This window comes from Streptomyces sp. NPDC025651 (genome assembly GCF_055558735.1).
Genome location: NZ_JBVHLZ010000008.1, coordinates 86,696 through 100,715, shown reverse-complemented (window position 1 = coordinate 100,715; position 14,020 = coordinate 86,696). Strand labels below are relative to the sequence as shown.

The window sequence follows — 14,020 nt, the reverse complement described above, 5'->3', positions numbered from 1 at the left end:
TTCACACGGTCATCCGTACATCCGTGCCACTCTCCCGGTGGTTGATTGCTCAACCCGCGTAGACCGCACGCTCCTTGGCGGGCGCGCGGCGCGTGAAGCCTCCGGGAAAGGACACACCCCACATGCCCGTCCCGCGCGTACGCCGCTGGAAACCCCTGGCCCTGACCGCCGCCGCGGTCCTCGTCGGCATCACCGTGCCGGCCACCGCCACGGCCACCACCTCCCCCACACCCGCCCCGGCCCCCACGGCCGTCGGCGCCTACGACGACACGTACTACAAGGACGCGCTCGGCAAGACAGGCCCCGAGCTGAAGTCCGCGCTGCACACGATCATCAGCGACCAGACCAAGCTCTCGTACGACCAGGTCTGGGACGCCCTCAAGACCACCGACGAGGACCCGGCCAACAGCTCGAACGTGATCCTGCTGTACTCCGGCACCTCGCGGGCCAAGAGCAGCAGCGGCGGCGACCAGGGCGACTGGAACCGCGAGCACGTCTGGGCCAAGTCCCACGGCGACTTCGGCACGGCGACGGGCCCCGGCACCGACATCCACCACCTGCGCCCCGAGGACGTCACGGTCAACAGCATCCGTGGCAACAAGGACTTCGACAACGGCGGCGGCGCGGTCGAGGGAGCCCCCGGCAACCTCACCGACGGCGACTCCTTCGAGCCCCGCGACGAGGTCAAGGGCGATGTGGCCCGCATGATCCTCTACATGGGCGTGCGCTACGACGGCGAGAGCGGCTTCCCCGACCTGGAGCCCAACGACCAGGTCGACAACGGCAGCGCCCCCGCCATCGGCCGCCTCTCGGTCCTGAAGCAGTGGAGCGACGAGGACCCGCCGGACACCTTCGAGAAAAACCGCAACCAGGTCATATTCGACAAGTTCCAGCACAACAGGAACCCGTTCATCGACCACCCGGAGTGGGTGGAAGAGGTCTACTGACGTCCGGCGATGCGTGCAGGAGCCACGCCCGTGCGATCTGCGCGGGCGTGGCTTCGTGGCGGTCCGCGACCCGGCCGGGTGCCGTGAGGTCGTGGGCGGCGCTCGGCGCGGCGTGGTGTTTCCAAGCCGGTCCGCGGGGGCGCGAGTTGGATATCGGGTGCTGGGGTGGGGCAGGCAACTGACGTCGGCGAGGGACCGTCTAGATTGATGCCCGATCTGATTGATCATCGAACTACCCGCGTTGCCCACCGAACCACCCGCGCCGCACACGCGTGCTCAGTACGTTTCAGGAGGCCCTCGTGTCAGATCTCCACCCGCAGCCCGACGCGCAACTCGAAGCCCAGCTCGGCCCCATCGACGCCGAGGAGGCGGCCGAGGCCGCGGCGATACGGGCGCGGATCGACACCAGTACGCCGCACTCGGCGCGCTTCTGGAACTACTTCGTGGGCGGCAAGGACAACTACGAGAAGGACCGCGAACTCGGGGACCACATCAAGGAGATCTTCCCGGGCCTGGTCGACGTGGCGCGCACCAGCCGCCACTTCCTGGGCCGCGCGGTGCGCCACCTGGTCACCGAGCAGGGCGTGCGGCAGTTCCTCGACATCGGCACGGGCCTGCCGACGGCGGACAACACCCACGAGGTCGCCCAGCGCGCGGCCGCGGACTCCCGCATCGTCTACGTGGACAACGACCCGCTGGTCCTCGCCCACGCCCGCGCCCTGCTGACCAGCACGGCCGAGGGCGAGACGGCGTACATCGACGCCGACCTCTACGAGCCGGAGGCGATCCTCGCCGAGGCCGGCAAGACGCTGGACCTGACGCGCCCCGTCGCCCTGATGATCCTGAACACGCTCGGCCACGTCGCCGACTACGCCCGGGCCAGGGACCTCGTCTCGCGCCTCATGGCCGGTCTGCCGTCCGGCAGTTACCTCGTCATCAGCGACTCGACGTCCACGAGCGAGGGCATGATCGCGGCGTCGAACGAGTACAACAAGAGCGGCGCGATCCCCTACTACGTACGCAGTGTCGAGGAGATCGGCGGCTTCTTCGACGGCCTCGACCTGGTGGAACCGGGCGTCGCGCAGGTCACGCAGTGGCGCGCGGAGACGGCGGACCCGACGCCGGTGGACGCGTACGGGGCGGTGGGCCGCAAGGCGTGACCTGACGCACCCCGATTCGGCAGGGTCCGGCGTCTCCGGGGCCTGCCGAATCTCCGGCGACGCAGCCATGCGAGTGCCGAGCTCACGCAGCGACAGGAGGCGGTGGGCGTCCTGCAGGAGAACGCGGTCCGTCCATGTCTCCCCTCCGGTACGAGCGCAAGGGCAGCCGCCGACCACTGCGGCCACCGACTGCCCGACCATGACGCTCCAGCATGAGGGCGCCGTTCGGGACAGATGTCCGTAAGTATCAGGGCTTGGTCACCGGCGCCTGCAGTTCCGTCACCCACTCGTCCCGGTTCGGCGGACACTCCAGGCTGACCTCCCGCGGGTATCCGGTCGACCGGTAGCCGTTGCCATCGATCCAGCGGGCCAGGGCCTGGGCCTGAGGCAGCACCGTGTCCATCGAGCCGTGGTGCACGATCGTCGCCGCCTGGTCGACGGGCGGCAGGTCGAGCACCTGGAAGGCGCCGTCCTGGAGGGAGGCCGCGACCTCGACCGCAGCGTGGACGCTGATCCGGCCGCCGCCCTCCGGGGCGTCCTCGTAGTAGGCGACCCCAGGGCCCACAGGCGTGACGCCCGCCACCTCCAAGCGCCGGAACAGCTCCTCGTAAAGCGAACCGATGACCGGGCCGATGTCCTCGGGTTCAAAGCTCGCGGCGACCGCGGTCAGCTCCGCCACGCGGATCGCCGGAAGGCTCTTGATGACGACGTCGTTCGTGGGCATGTGCCCCTCGCTCTCGATCGACCGGAGCCTCGCCTCGACCTGGACCAGGCGCGCGGCGGCCGCCACCATGTCGGCCTCCAGCTCGGCCCGCCGAAGCCGCAGCATGGCGCGCAGTTCCTCGGTGCTGACCTCCTCGTCCAGGATCTGCCGGACCTGCTGGAGGGTGAGACCGAGATCCTTGAGCGCGATGACCCGGTTCAGACGGGTGAGCTGGGCGGCCGTGTAGGAGCGGTAGCCGGTGGCGGGGTCGACATGGGCGGGACGCAGAAGGCCGGTTGCGTCGTAGTGACGCAGCATCCGGACCGAAACGCGGCCGTGCCGGGCGAAGTCTCCGATGGTGAACATGATGTCTCCGAGTTCAGCGCCTGACACGGTGTGAGGGTCAACGAACAACTCGCCCGGCACACAGCAACCACGCCGACGGTAGCTCAGGCACCGGTCAGCCGCCCTTGCGCCTGCCGAAGTACCCCATCGCCGTCCTGCGCGGGAACCACCGCCCCGGTAGTCGTCGGCCACACGATCGTGGGCAGGACCGGTGCAACGGACGGACAGGGCCAGGCCCGCCATCTCCACCTCAGCGCAACCAGCGCGCCCAGCGCCCGACTTGCGCACGCCCGGGGACGGGGTTGAAGTCGGGGCCGGTGTTGCGCACGATGGTTGATCGACGTCGTGATCGTCTGCTTCACAATGGGGAGTCAGAAGTGACCACAACATCTCTATGGGCACAGTCCTCCGACGTGACCTACATGAGCGAGAGAGGGCGCGCCCAGCACCCTTCGCACGCGACGGTGACGGATCGCCTCGCCGCCCAGTACGGCTCCACCCCCTTCGAGCTGCTCGACTGCGGGGTGATATCCGGGGTCACCTACACCAACCTGAAGCAGGCCGGCCTCCGGGCCGACTACACCGGAATCGACATCGGCGAGGCCGCCGTCACCCACTGCCGCGAACTCCACCCGGAGGCGCGGTGGCAGCAGATGAACGTCACCGACCTCGCCTTCCCCGACGGCTCGTTCGACGTGGTGAACTGCCGCCACCTCCTGGAGCACCTGCCGTACTACGAGACGGCGGTACGCGAACTCTTCCGCGTCACCCGCCGCCACGTGGCGATCTCCCTGTTCCAGGCGCCGAGGGAGCCCGAGGTGCTGCTGCGCCGCGAGACGGCCAACGGCTACATCTGGCTCAACCGCTACGCCCCCGGCCCGTTCGAGGCACTCCTCGACGCCCTGTCGGAGTCGGTCGACGCCGTCGACGTCACCAGCACCCACACATCGGACCGCATCTACTTCTGCACCAAACGCTCCACGTAGCGGCGGTCGCCCCCGACGTCCACGTGGGCCCACACCGTCTTGCCGACCTCCCTCCCCTCACCCCCCCACTCGGCCGCCAGGGCCGCCACGATCACGAGCCCCCGGCACGCGGCCGTGGGTGACGGCGTTGATGGCGAGTTCGGCGACGATCGTCTCCGCGGCGTCCGAGAGTTCGGTGTCGTACGCGATGCCCCAGCCGTCCAGGTGATACCTGGCCAGCCTCCTCACCAGGCGGGCGCCTCGGGGTGTGGCGCCGAGTCGTTCGGTGATTTCCCGCACGGGGGTGGCGGGTTGGGCTTGGGTCGGCATACGGCAACCGTGGCCGTGCGCGGAGCGGTTCACCAGCCTCGAAACTCGTACGCTCCGTAAGCGTACGAGTGCGAGCGGTGGACAGTACGGGTAACCCAACGTGACCATGGGCGAGTTGGCGGGGAACGGTAGGCGAGCGTCAGGGGATACCCGTGATGTCGTCGAGTACGCAGGGCAATAACGAGCCCGAACCGACCGATGGGCTCAAGGCTTTCGGCGCGGCTCTGAAGAGCTTCCGCAAACGCGCCGGGTACACGCAGGAGTCCCTGGCCCCCAAGATCGGCTGCTCCACCCACTTCCTCGCCTCGATCGAGCAGGGCAGACGCTTCCCGCCGACGCGGTTCGTCGACCAGTGCGAGGCGGCGCTGGACGCGTTCGGGACGTTGCGGCTTGCGGTCAATCAGCTGTCGCGGCAGCGGGGGTTGGCGTCGTGGTTCCGACGGTGGGCTCAGCTTGAACAGGAGGCGGAAGATCGAGGCACAGTTGGAGGCGCGCGTCGAGCGCCGGAACATCGAGTTGCAGATCATGCCGGTGGCGCGAGCGAATCATGCGGGGATGGACGGCCCTATGCGGCTGCTGGAAACGCCTGAACACAAGTGGTTCGCCTACTCCGAGGGACGAGAGAGCGGGCAGCTGATCGCCGATCCGAAAGTCGTCAGCACCATCCGGACGCGGCATGCCAGGATGCGCACGCGGGCTCTACCCATGGAAGACTCCATGAGTCTGTTGGAGCGGAGGCGAGGAGCGTGCTGAGCACCCCCGAACTGTCCTGGTTCAAGAGCAGCTACAGCGGCGGCTCCGGCGACGACTGCGGAGAAGTCGCCCCCTGCCCCACCACCATCCACATCCGCGACTCCAAGAACCCCCAAGGCCCCCGGCTCGCCCTCGCGCCCCGCGCCTGGGCGGAGTTCATCACGTACGCCGTGCGAGGCTAGGCGCAACCCACCGGCTACCCCTCCGGATCGAAGGTGTCGGGCGGCAGGCGTCGGGCGAGGACGTCGCGGGCGAGGTCGGGCAGGGCGTGGCCGTGGGTGGCGGCGTGGGCGCGCAGGCGGAGGAGCGCCTGGCCCATGGGGATGCCGAGTGCGTTGGCGAGGAACCCGGTGGCCTGGTGGACCTCGGCGCGGTGCAGCCGCAGGGCGCTGGCCGGTCCGGTGTGGTCGGCCGGGCTGGTCAGTTCGGTGTACAGCAGGCACACGAGAGCACGGCCCAGGCGGTTCAGGTCGTGGAGTTGAGCGGGGGTGAGAGGGCCGGGGGTGGTGCGGTAGCCGGTGAGGACGCCGATGACGGCGGCGCCCAGGCTCAGGGGCGCGGCGACGAGGGCGCGGACCGGGGTGCGCGTGGCGGCGGGCAGGAAGAGGGGCCAGCGGGCCGGGGCGGCGGCGGGCAGGTCCGGTTCGGTCAGGGTGTGGCCGTGCCGTACGGCTTCGAGGGCGGGACCGTCGCCCAGGGTGTACTGCAGGGTGTCCAGTTCGGGGCCCAGTCCCGTGGCCGGGTCGCACCACAGCAGTTCGAGCTGACCGCCGAAGGCGAGCACGTTCAGGGTGAGGGCGTCGAGACCGAGCAGGCGGGCGACGCCCGGCGGCACAGCGGTGTCCGGGCCGGGACCGCCGTTGCGGGTGGCCAGGAGCGCACGGGCCAGGAACGCGCCCAGGACGTCCGTGGGTGGCGGGGCGTCGCCCGAAGCGGCGTCCCGTTCCTCGCGTGGCATGTCACACCACCGTGTCGAACTCGGCCGGGACGGATCCTTGTGCGATCTGGGCGGCCAGCTCGGTGAGCTTCTGCCGCCGGGAGCGGGCGGTGGCGCGCAGCCGGGCGAACGCCTCTTCCACGTCGACTCCCAGGCGGGAGGCGAGGACACCCTTGGCCTGTTCGATCACGATGCGGGACTCCAAGGCGGTCTCCAGCTGGCCGATGATCTCGTCCTTGGCAAGCAGGGTCTGCCGGTGCTGCAGACAGACACCGGCAGCATCCGCGAGGATCTGGGCCAGGCACAAGTCCTCACGCGTGGGCACACGGTGGGCGCTGAACAGGTTCAGGGCACCGACCGGGTACTGGAAGGCGCACATGGGCACGGCGGCGACGCTGGTGATGCCGGCGGCCAGCGCGCGTGGGGTGAAGCGCGGCCAGCGTCGGCAGCTGATGCGGTCGGCGCACAGCAGGACAGGGAGCAGGACGTTGCCGGTGCGGACGCTGTCCACACAAGGGCCTTCGTCCAGTTCGAGCTGGTCTTCTTCGAGGCGCCGGCACGCCTCGTCGGAGGCGGTGACGTAGTCGACCCGTCCGGACTCGTCGAGGACGGTGACCCCGGCCGAGCGCACACCCAGCAGCTTGACCGCGTATGTCGTCAGATCGTGCAGCAGTTCAAGGACGTCGAAACCGTTCGTGCGCGAGGCCAGGTCGAGCACGGCCTCGGCGGCGAGGACGTCATGTCGCATGGCAGACATCGGAAGTCCGTTCCGTCGCCTCCCGGCTGCGCGGCAGCGAGCGAGGACCGGGCTCGCGGGAGAACGCGCTGGAAGGCGCGCCGAAGTAGGGCCGACTGCAGAGAGCCGTGTGGTGCCCGCTGACGGAACGTTCCGGTCGTCGCCTCGATTCGTGCCTGCCCGCCCAAGTCGCCGCTGTGGCCAGCTCCACCCCGCCTGGACGACTCACGGTACGTACCCAAGCCTAGCCCCGGGACGGCAGGATTCCTGCCCCGGAGCCGGAAGTTCAGCCATTCCCGCACACGGCACGGGAAGGGCACTCAGCGCTGCCGCTCCACCAGTTCCGCCGCCTCCTCGTCCGTCGCGACGGACGGCGGAGAACCCTCCAGCGGCTGCCGCGCCGTCTCCTTCATCGCGGCCACGGCGATGATGCCGACCAGACCGGCGAGCATCGTGTAGAAGGCGGGCATCAGGTCGTTGCCGGTGGCGCCGATCAGCGCGGCCACGACCAGCGGCGTCGTACCGCCGAAGAGCGAGACCGAGATGTTGAAGCCGATGGAGAGCGAGCCGTAGCGGACGTCCGTGGGGAAGAGCGCGGGAAGGGACGAGGACATGACGCCGAGGTAGCAGACCAGGGCGAGGCCGAGGATCAGCAGGCCCGTGAAGACCGCCACCGTGCCGCCCTGCTTGATCAGGAGGAAGGCGGGCAGGGCCAGGACGAAGAAGGCGACCGAGCCCGCCATCAGGACCGGCTTGCGGCCGATGCGGTCGGAGAGGCGGCCGACGGAGTTGATGAGCGCCATCAGGATCAGCATGACGATCACGATGGACATCAGGCCGCCGGTCTCGCCGAAGCCGAGCTGGGTGAGGTACGTCGGCATGTACGAAAGCAGCATGTAGTCGGTGATGTTGAAGGCCGCCACCAGGGCGATGCAGAGCAGCATCGCGCGCCACTGGCCGAAGAAGGACTCCCGGAAGGACTTCTTGTCGCGCTCGGCGGCCGGGCCGCCACCCGCTTCCTCCATCTTCTGGAAGGCGGGCGACTCGTCGAGCTTCATGCGGAGGTAGAGGCCGATGAGGCCGAGGGGCGCCGCCACCAGGAACGGGACGCGCCAGCCCCAGGACCGCATCGCGTCGTCGCTGAGCCAGACCGTCAGGGTGGTGACAAGGACCGCGGCGACCGTGTAGCCGATCAGGGTGCCGAACTCCAGGAAGGAGCCCCAGAAACCGCGGCGCTTGTCCGGCGCGTACTCGGCGATGAAGGTCGCCGCGCCGCCGTACTCGCCGCCGGTGGAGAAGCCCTGCACCATGCGGCAGAGGACGAGCAGGACCGGCGCCCAGAAGCCGATCGAGGCGTAGCTCGGGATGAGGCCGATCGCCAGCGTCGCCGTCGACATCATGATCATGGTGAGCGCGAGGATCTTCTTGCGGCCGACCTTGTCGCCGAGCGGGCCGAAGAACATGCCGCCGATGGGGCGGACCAGGAAGGCGGCGGCGAAGGTGGCCAGCGAGGAGAGGGTCTGCGCGGTGTCGTTGCCCGACGGGAAGAACTCCTTGCCGATGATCACGGCGAGGTAGGCGTAGACACCGAAGTCGTACCACTCCATGGCGTTGCCCAGGGCGGTCGCCTTCACCGCCCGCTTGACCTGTGCCTCCTCGGTGACCGTGATGTCCGAGCGGCGCAGGCGCGGGTTCTTGCGGCGGTGGATCGCGCGGAACAGCGCGCGGTGCCTGGCCACGGCCTCCGGCGCGGGCGGTGCCGGTGTTTCGGGGGCTTCGGGCGCGCTCACGGGGCAGTCACTCTCTCTGTCGTACTCCTGGCCGGACGTCGATCAACATTGCCAACCCGGAGGACGGGAAAGTGCCCGCCATTGGTCCTCACGCCGGTGGCCCCAAGTCCCCTGTGACGGGGGACTTGGGGCCCGATTCGCTACAAAAACCGATGGTCAGCGGGCGTACAGCTGGCCCTTCGGCACGATCTGCTGTTCCTGTCCCGGGCTCGACCACAGCAGCTTCAGGTGGGCCTCGCCCGTCTGCTCCGCGTACTCCACCTTGATCGAGTGCCGCTTGCCGGCGGTGAGCGCGACCTGCGCCTTGTCGGTCTTCGGCTCGTGCGGGGTCCAGGAGTCGATCACGAGCTTGCCGTCGATCCAGACGCGGGCCATGTCGTCGGAGACGGTCGTCAGCGTGTACGTCTCCGAGCGGCGCGCCTCGACGGAGCCGGTCCAGCGGACGCCGAAGTCGTCGGACGGGATCGAGGCGGCCGGGGAGCCGGTGAACTTCCAGGCGTGGTTGAGGGTGGGGTCGGTGCGGGTGACCTTCGGGGCGCCTTCGAGCTTCGCGTTGTCGAAGATCTCCTGCTTGAGGCCCTTGCCGCGGCCGGGGCGCGCGGTGGGGCCCGGGTCGACCCGCAGCTCGACGACCGTGGCCGTGTCGTTCGTGGCGGCGCCGGACGGCTTGATGTCGTAGCCGTCGCCCGCCTTGGTGACGGTCAGCTTCTGGTCGCTGCCGAGGACGCGGGCCGCGGTGACCTCGAAGTCGGTGCGGGCCTTGAGGTGCAGGGAGCCGCCCGCGGCGGGCCACCGCGTGACGGCCGCGTACAGCTTGTCGCCCTTGCGGCTCACGTGGCCCCAGGCCGGCTCCTCGACGAGGCCGCCGTAGCGGGCACCGAAGACGGCTTCGCCCTGGCCCGCCGTGCGCAGCCAGTCGCCCATCTGCTTGAGGCGGTCGAGGGAGGGCTGCGGGATACGGCCGCGGGCGTCGGGGCCGACGTTCAGGAGGTAGTTGCCGCTGCGGGACGTGGTGGCGAGGAGGTTGCGGGTCAGGGTCTGGGCCGACTTCCAGTCATGGTCGTGACGGGCGTACCCCCAGTGGTCGTTGAGGGTCATGCAGGATTCCCAGAGCTGGCCGTCGACGGGGGCGTTTGGGATCTCCTGCTCGGGGGTGCCGTAGTCGCCGTCGACGACGCGGCGCTTGCCGACGCGGTTGTTGATGACCAGGTCGGGGTTCAGGCCGCGGAGGTAGGACTCCAGGCGCTCGCCGTCCTCGGCCGTCCACGGGTTGTGCGGGTTGTCGGTGTCCCACTCGCCGTCGAACCAGAGGAGCGCCGGGTCGTAGGTGTCGACCAGCTCCTTGAGCTGGGCGTACATCCGCTTCTCGTACCGGGGGAAGGTGGCCGGGTCCGGGAAGTCCTTGTCGTGCCAGTCCCAGATCGAGTAGTAGAAGCCGAGCTTGATGCCCGCGTCGTCGGCCGCCTTCCTCAGCTCGGCCATGATGTCGCGGTTCTTGTCGAAGGACGAATGGTCGCGCAGGTTCCAGTCGTTGACCTTCGTCGGCCACATCGCGTAGCCCTCGTGGTGCTTGGACGTGATGACGATGTAGCGCATCCCGGCGTCCTCGGCCGCCTTGACGACGGCCTCGGCGTCGAAGTCCGCGGGGTCGAAGGACTGGGCCTGCTTCTCGTACGCGTCCATGGGGATGTCGCACTGCCGCTTGATCCACTCGGCGTCGCGGCAGACGGTGCCGTCGGGGCGCTGGTACTCGCCCTCCAGGTTCGTGTACGCGCCGAAGTGGATGAACATCCCGAAGCGGTCCTGGCGGAACCAGTTGGTGCGGTCGGCGGTGAAGGGGTCGTCCGCGGCGTGGTCGGTGCCGGGGCCCGCCTTCTGCCGCCGCGGGGACTGCGCGGCCTCGTCGGGGGCGGCCGTGGCGTTCGGCATGGCGGTGCCCGCGAGGGTCGCGGCGAGGAGCAGGGCGATTCCAGTGGCTCTGTGGCGCATGGGGCGGCTCCCGGGGTTCCCTGGTTTGGGGGGTCGCTCGGGAACGTAGGGATGAATACATCGGATGTCAATGGGGTGAGTTGTTACCTGACCTCCCCTCAACTGCCGTTCATTGGGGCCCAATTACAAGCGGTGGCAGCAATCGACCCGATGACTGAGGTGACTCGCCCCGTCAGGGGCGCGGGGAACTGCGCGACAAGCCACATCCAACCCGCACCCGTGTTAGAGACGGCCCGCCCCCAGGGCAAGACACACCTCGGCACCCGCACCCCCTCCCGACCGACGGAGCCCGCATGCCACTCCCCCGCAGAACCCTCCTCACCGGCTTCGCCGCCACGGCAGGCGTCGCCGCCGTGGCCTGTTCCGGCACCCCTGCCGACGGCACCCCCGCCTCTCCCCACACCCCCGCCCCTCGCCGCACCGCCGCCGCGGACGCGGCCCGCCGCCTCCTCCCCCGCCACTGGGACCAGATCACCTTCCGCACCACCCCGAAGGGACATCACGCCGAGGACTCCTTCCGCGTCACCGGCCGGCGCGGCCGCATCACCGTCGCCGCGACGAACCCCGCCACCCAACTCACCGGCCTGCGCCACTACTTGAAGCACGTCACGCACGCCAACATCACCTGGGCGGGCAGCCGCACCGACCACCTCCCCGACCGCCTCCCCGCCCCCGCAGCGCCCCTCACCGGTGAGGCCAACACCCCGCACCGCTTCGCCCTCAACGACACGAACGACGGCTACACCGGGGCCTATGCCGACTGGGACCACTGGGAGCGCGAGATCGACGTACTCGCGCTGCACGGCTACAACGAAGTCCTCGTCTACGCGGGCGCGGACGCCGTCTACCACCGCGCCTTCCAGGAGTTCGGGTACACCGACGAGGAGCTGCGGGCCTGGATCCCCGCCCCCGCCCACCAGCCGTGGTGGCTCCTGCAGAACATGTCGGCCTTCCCGCACCCCGTCTCCCGGCAGCTGCTCGACGCCCGCGCCCGCCTCGGCCGCCGCATCTGCGACCGGCTGCGCGAGCTCGGCATGACGCCGGTCCTGCCGGGCTACTTCGGGACCGTGCCACCCGAGTTCGAGAAGAGGAACCCGGGCGCCGCAACCGTCCGGCAGGGCGACTGGGTCGGCTTCGCGCGACCGGACTGGCTGGATCCGCGCACCGACCGATTCGCGCGCGTGGCCGCCGCGTTCTACCGCGCGCAGGACGAGCTGTACGGCCCGTCCACGATGTACAAGATGGACCTCCTGCACGAGGGCGGAAAGCCCGGCGACGTGCCTGTCGGTGACGCCGCCAAGGGCGTCGAGAAGGCCCTGCGGACCGCGCACCCGGACGCCACCTGGGTGATCCTCGGCTGGCAGCACAATCCGCCGAAGGCCATCACCGACGCCGTCGACAAGCGGCGGATGCTCGTCGTCGACGGCCTCTCCGACCGCTTCCCGAACGTCACCGACCGCGAGGCCGACTGGGGCTCGACGCCCTACACCTTCGGCTCGATCTGGAACTTCGGCGGCCACACCACGCTCGGCGCCAACACTCCTGACTGGGCAGCCCTGTTCGAGAAGTGGCGCACCAGAGAAGGCAGCACGCTCAGCGGGATATCCCTCATGCCCGAAGCCGCCGACAACAACCCGGCCGCCTTCGAGCTGTTCTCCGAACTGGCGTGGCGCACAGGTGACGTGGACCTCGCATCATGGTTCCGGGAGTGGTCCACGTCCCGGTACGGGGCCGCCGACCCGCACGCCGGGGCCGCCTGGGACATCCTGCGCCGCACCGCGTACGGCACGACCCGCGCCGACGAGTGGGCCGAGGGCGCCGACGGCCTGTTCGGCGCGCGGCCCGATCTCGCGGCGAAGTCGGCGGCGGCCTGGTCCCCGGAGAAGATGCGGTACGAGCCCGCCGAGTTCGAGCCGGCGCTGGGCGAACTCCTGGCGGTGCGGCGGGACATGCGGAACTCCTCCGCGTACCGCCGCGACCTGCTCGACGTCGCCCGCCAGGCCCTGTCCAACCGCAGCCGCGTCCTGCTGCCGCGCATCAAGGAGGCGTACGACGCCAAGGACGCCGCCCGCTTCGACCGGCTCACCCGCGACTGGCTGGAGCTGACGGACCTGCTCGACCGCCTGGTCGCCACCGACTCCCGCCATCTGCTGGGGCGTTGGGTCGCCGACGCGCGGGCGTGGGGCGCGGACCCGGAGGAACGGGACCGGCTCGCGTACGACCAGCTGTCGTTGCTGACGGTGTGGGGCACGCGGTCCGGCGCGGACGCGGGCCTGCGAGATTACGCGAACCGGGAGTGGGCGGGGCTGGTCGGAGGCCTCTACCGGTTGCGGTGGTCCCGGTATTTCGAGGAGCTCCGCGCCGCACTCGCGGAGGGCCGAACCCCCGGGAAGATCGACTGGTTCGCGCTGGAGGACGAGTGGATCCGCGACCCGGGCCGCCTTGCGGTACGCCCGTCGGGGGACGTGTACAGGCTGGCCGCACAAGTGCGGGACCGTCTTTCAACTCCGTGAGCAGGAAGCCCCGTCAAGGGGCTCGGGGCTGTGACATTTGCGGCTCCGCCGCGCGGGCGCGGCAAGCCACCTCCAATCCGCAGCCCCGGAACAGAGCTGCGCCCCCGACCCGAAAGGTCGGGCCAGGGGGCGCGGCCCCTCAGCTCACCGCCGCGGGCACTTCTTCCACGCCAAGTGGTAGACCGTGCTGATGTCGCCGTCCGTGGAGTCCATCGTCATGAAGCTGGACTTCGCGGGGTCCGAGGTCCCCGCGTCCACCCGCAGCTCCGTGTTGATGTTGAAGTTCCGCTTCACCCCACACGGCGCCCACACCAGCTGGGCCCAGTCCGTCGTGTCGGTGGCCTGCCAGTTGTCGTTGTAGGCGCCCTTGAACTCGTGGCTGATCGCGGCGGTCTGGGGCGAGCCCTGGAAGTAGTACGACGCCTTCTCCGTGCCCTTGGCGCCCGGCTGGAGCGAGGCGTAGCCGCGGTAGTCCGCGCTGGCGATGGCGTAGGTGAAGCCCTGCGGGACGTGCACGACGAGGTTGAGCTGACAGTTCCTGCGGAACGCGGTGGGGTCCGCGCCGCCGCCCGTCCTGGCGAGGTAGTCGCTGTAGGTGACCGTGAAGGCGGTGTTGTCCCCGGAGACGGCGACGGCCGCGGTACCGAGGGGGCAGCCCGAGCCGTTCACCGTGGCGACCTCGATCACGATCTTGTCCGGGGGAGGTTCGAGGATCCCGGTGGTGTTCTGAGCGGGGATGGTCGATCCGAACAGCGCCGCGACGGCGCCGCTCAGCAGCAGTGCACCAGCCATGATTCTCCGTTCCATTTCTGAGGAGGGGGGTTGGAGAAGTGCCTGTGGTGCGTGGAGCAC

The 14,020-nt window shown here is 69.8% G+C and carries 12 protein-coding genes and 1 pseudogene; 6 read left to right on the top strand and 7 right to left on the bottom strand.

Going from position 1 to position 14,020, the window contains the following annotated elements; translation table 11 throughout:
* Nucleotides 1-122: 122 nt before the first annotated feature.
* Both ACZ4D5_RS26860 and ACZ4D5_RS26855 read left to right on the top strand, forming a co-directional pair.
* Nucleotides 123-947: an endonuclease I family protein gene (locus ACZ4D5_RS26860; RefSeq protein WP_467774975.1), complete on the top strand. Its 825-nt coding sequence runs from the start codon at nt 123-125 to the stop codon at nt 945-947.
* Nucleotides 948-1,300: 353 nt separating this feature from the next.
* Nucleotides 1,301-2,107, top strand: a complete 807-nt coding sequence (locus ACZ4D5_RS26855) for an SAM-dependent methyltransferase (RefSeq protein ID WP_467775331.1) — start codon at nt 1,301-1,303, stop codon at nt 2,105-2,107.
* Nucleotides 2,108-2,354: 247 nt separating this feature from the next.
* On the opposite strand, the gene ACZ4D5_RS26850 is transcribed toward ACZ4D5_RS26855, so the two are convergent.
* Complete coding sequence (locus ACZ4D5_RS26850) at nt 2,355-3,176, bottom strand: MerR family transcriptional regulator (protein ID WP_467774974.1); 822 nt, start codon at nt 3,174-3,176, stop codon at nt 2,355-2,357.
* Between the two features lie 401 nt (nt 3,177-3,577).
* On the opposite strand from ACZ4D5_RS26850, the gene ACZ4D5_RS26845 reads away from it, so the two are divergent.
* On the top strand, nt 3,578-4,141 hold the full coding sequence (locus ACZ4D5_RS26845) for a class I SAM-dependent methyltransferase (RefSeq protein ID WP_467774973.1): 564 nt from the start codon (nt 3,578-3,580) through the stop codon (nt 4,139-4,141).
* A gap of 57 nt (nt 4,142-4,198) precedes the next feature.
* Here ACZ4D5_RS26845 and ACZ4D5_RS26840 read toward each other — a convergent pair whose 3' ends face one another.
* On the bottom strand, nt 4,199-4,450 hold the full coding sequence (locus ACZ4D5_RS26840; protein WP_467774972.1) for a hypothetical protein: 252 nt from the start codon (nt 4,448-4,450) through the stop codon (nt 4,199-4,201).
* Nucleotides 4,451-4,605: 155 nt separating this feature from the next.
* Here ACZ4D5_RS26840 and ACZ4D5_RS26835 point away from each other — a divergent pair.
* Together ACZ4D5_RS26835 and ACZ4D5_RS26830 are read left to right on the top strand one after the other, a co-directional pair.
* Nucleotides 4,606-5,203, top strand: a pseudogene (locus ACZ4D5_RS26835) (Scr1 family TA system antitoxin-like transcriptional regulator).
* Complete coding sequence (locus ACZ4D5_RS26830; RefSeq protein WP_467774971.1) at nt 5,197-5,385, top strand: DUF397 domain-containing protein; 189 nt, start codon at nt 5,197-5,199, stop codon at nt 5,383-5,385. Before ACZ4D5_RS26835 ends, ACZ4D5_RS26830 begins: the two are co-directional and overlap by 7 nt.
* 14 nt (nt 5,386-5,399) lie before the next feature.
* Here the strand turns inward: ACZ4D5_RS26830 and ACZ4D5_RS26825 are convergent, their stop codons facing one another.
* The 4 genes from ACZ4D5_RS26825 to ACZ4D5_RS26810 all read right to left on the bottom strand — a co-directional run bounded on the left by ACZ4D5_RS26825 (nt 5,400) and on the right by ACZ4D5_RS26810 (nt 10,655).
* Nucleotides 5,400-6,161, bottom strand: a complete 762-nt coding sequence (locus tag ACZ4D5_RS26825; protein WP_467774970.1) for a GAF and ANTAR domain-containing protein — start codon at nt 6,159-6,161, stop codon at nt 5,400-5,402.
* Nucleotide 6,162: 1 nt separating this feature from the next.
* Nucleotides 6,163-6,888 (bottom strand): GAF and ANTAR domain-containing protein, encoded by a 726-nt coding sequence (locus tag ACZ4D5_RS26820; protein WP_467774969.1) that lies wholly within the window; start codon nt 6,886-6,888, stop codon nt 6,163-6,165.
* Between the two features lie 308 nt (nt 6,889-7,196).
* Nucleotides 7,197-8,666 (bottom strand): glycine betaine/L-proline transporter ProP, encoded by a 1,470-nt coding sequence (gene proP, locus ACZ4D5_RS26815; RefSeq protein WP_467774968.1) that lies wholly within the window; start codon nt 8,664-8,666, stop codon nt 7,197-7,199.
* Between the two features lie 156 nt (nt 8,667-8,822).
* Nucleotides 8,823-10,655, bottom strand: coding sequence for an alpha-L-fucosidase (locus ACZ4D5_RS26810; protein ID WP_467774967.1), 1,833 nt, complete (start codon nt 10,653-10,655; stop codon nt 8,823-8,825).
* Between the two features lie 293 nt (nt 10,656-10,948).
* Between ACZ4D5_RS26810 and ACZ4D5_RS26805 the strand changes: the two genes are divergently transcribed.
* On the top strand, nt 10,949-13,168 hold the full coding sequence (locus tag ACZ4D5_RS26805) for an alpha-N-acetylglucosaminidase (RefSeq protein ID WP_467774966.1): 2,220 nt from the start codon (nt 10,949-10,951) through the stop codon (nt 13,166-13,168).
* Between the two features lie 144 nt (nt 13,169-13,312).
* Here the strand turns inward: ACZ4D5_RS26805 and ACZ4D5_RS26800 are convergent, their stop codons facing one another.
* Nucleotides 13,313-13,960, bottom strand: coding sequence for a DUF4360 domain-containing protein (locus ACZ4D5_RS26800; RefSeq protein ID WP_467774965.1), 648 nt, complete (start codon nt 13,958-13,960; stop codon nt 13,313-13,315).
* Nucleotides 13,961-14,020 lie beyond the last annotated feature (60 nt).

What these genes read in the sequence shown, in the direction of transcription:
- ACZ4D5_RS26820 (WP_467774969.1), bottom strand. Translation starts at nt 6,888, where the DNA reads ATGCGACATGACGTCCTCGCCGCCGAGGCCGTGCTCGACCTGGCCTCG.
- ACZ4D5_RS26810 (WP_467774967.1), bottom strand. Translation starts at nt 10,655, where the DNA reads ATGCGCCACAGAGCCACTGGAATCGCCCTGCTCCTCGCCGCGACCCTC.
- ACZ4D5_RS26840 (WP_467774972.1), bottom strand. Translation starts at nt 4,450, where the DNA reads ATGCCGACCCAAGCCCAACCCGCCACCCCCGTGCGGGAAATCACCGAA.
- ACZ4D5_RS26845 (WP_467774973.1), top strand. Translation starts at nt 3,578, where the DNA reads ATGAGCGAGAGAGGGCGCGCCCAGCACCCTTCGCACGCGACGGTGACG.
- ACZ4D5_RS26860 (WP_467774975.1), top strand. Translation starts at nt 123, where the DNA reads ATGCCCGTCCCGCGCGTACGCCGCTGGAAACCCCTGGCCCTGACCGCC.
- ACZ4D5_RS26805 (WP_467774966.1), top strand. Translation starts at nt 10,949, where the DNA reads ATGCCACTCCCCCGCAGAACCCTCCTCACCGGCTTCGCCGCCACGGCA.
- ACZ4D5_RS26825 (WP_467774970.1), bottom strand. Translation starts at nt 6,161, where the DNA reads ATGCCACGCGAGGAACGGGACGCCGCTTCGGGCGACGCCCCGCCACCC.
- ACZ4D5_RS26800 (WP_467774965.1), bottom strand. Translation starts at nt 13,960, where the DNA reads ATGGCTGGTGCACTGCTGCTGAGCGGCGCCGTCGCGGCGCTGTTCGGA.
- ACZ4D5_RS26850 (WP_467774974.1), bottom strand. Translation starts at nt 3,176, where the DNA reads ATGTTCACCATCGGAGACTTCGCCCGGCACGGCCGCGTTTCGGTCCGG.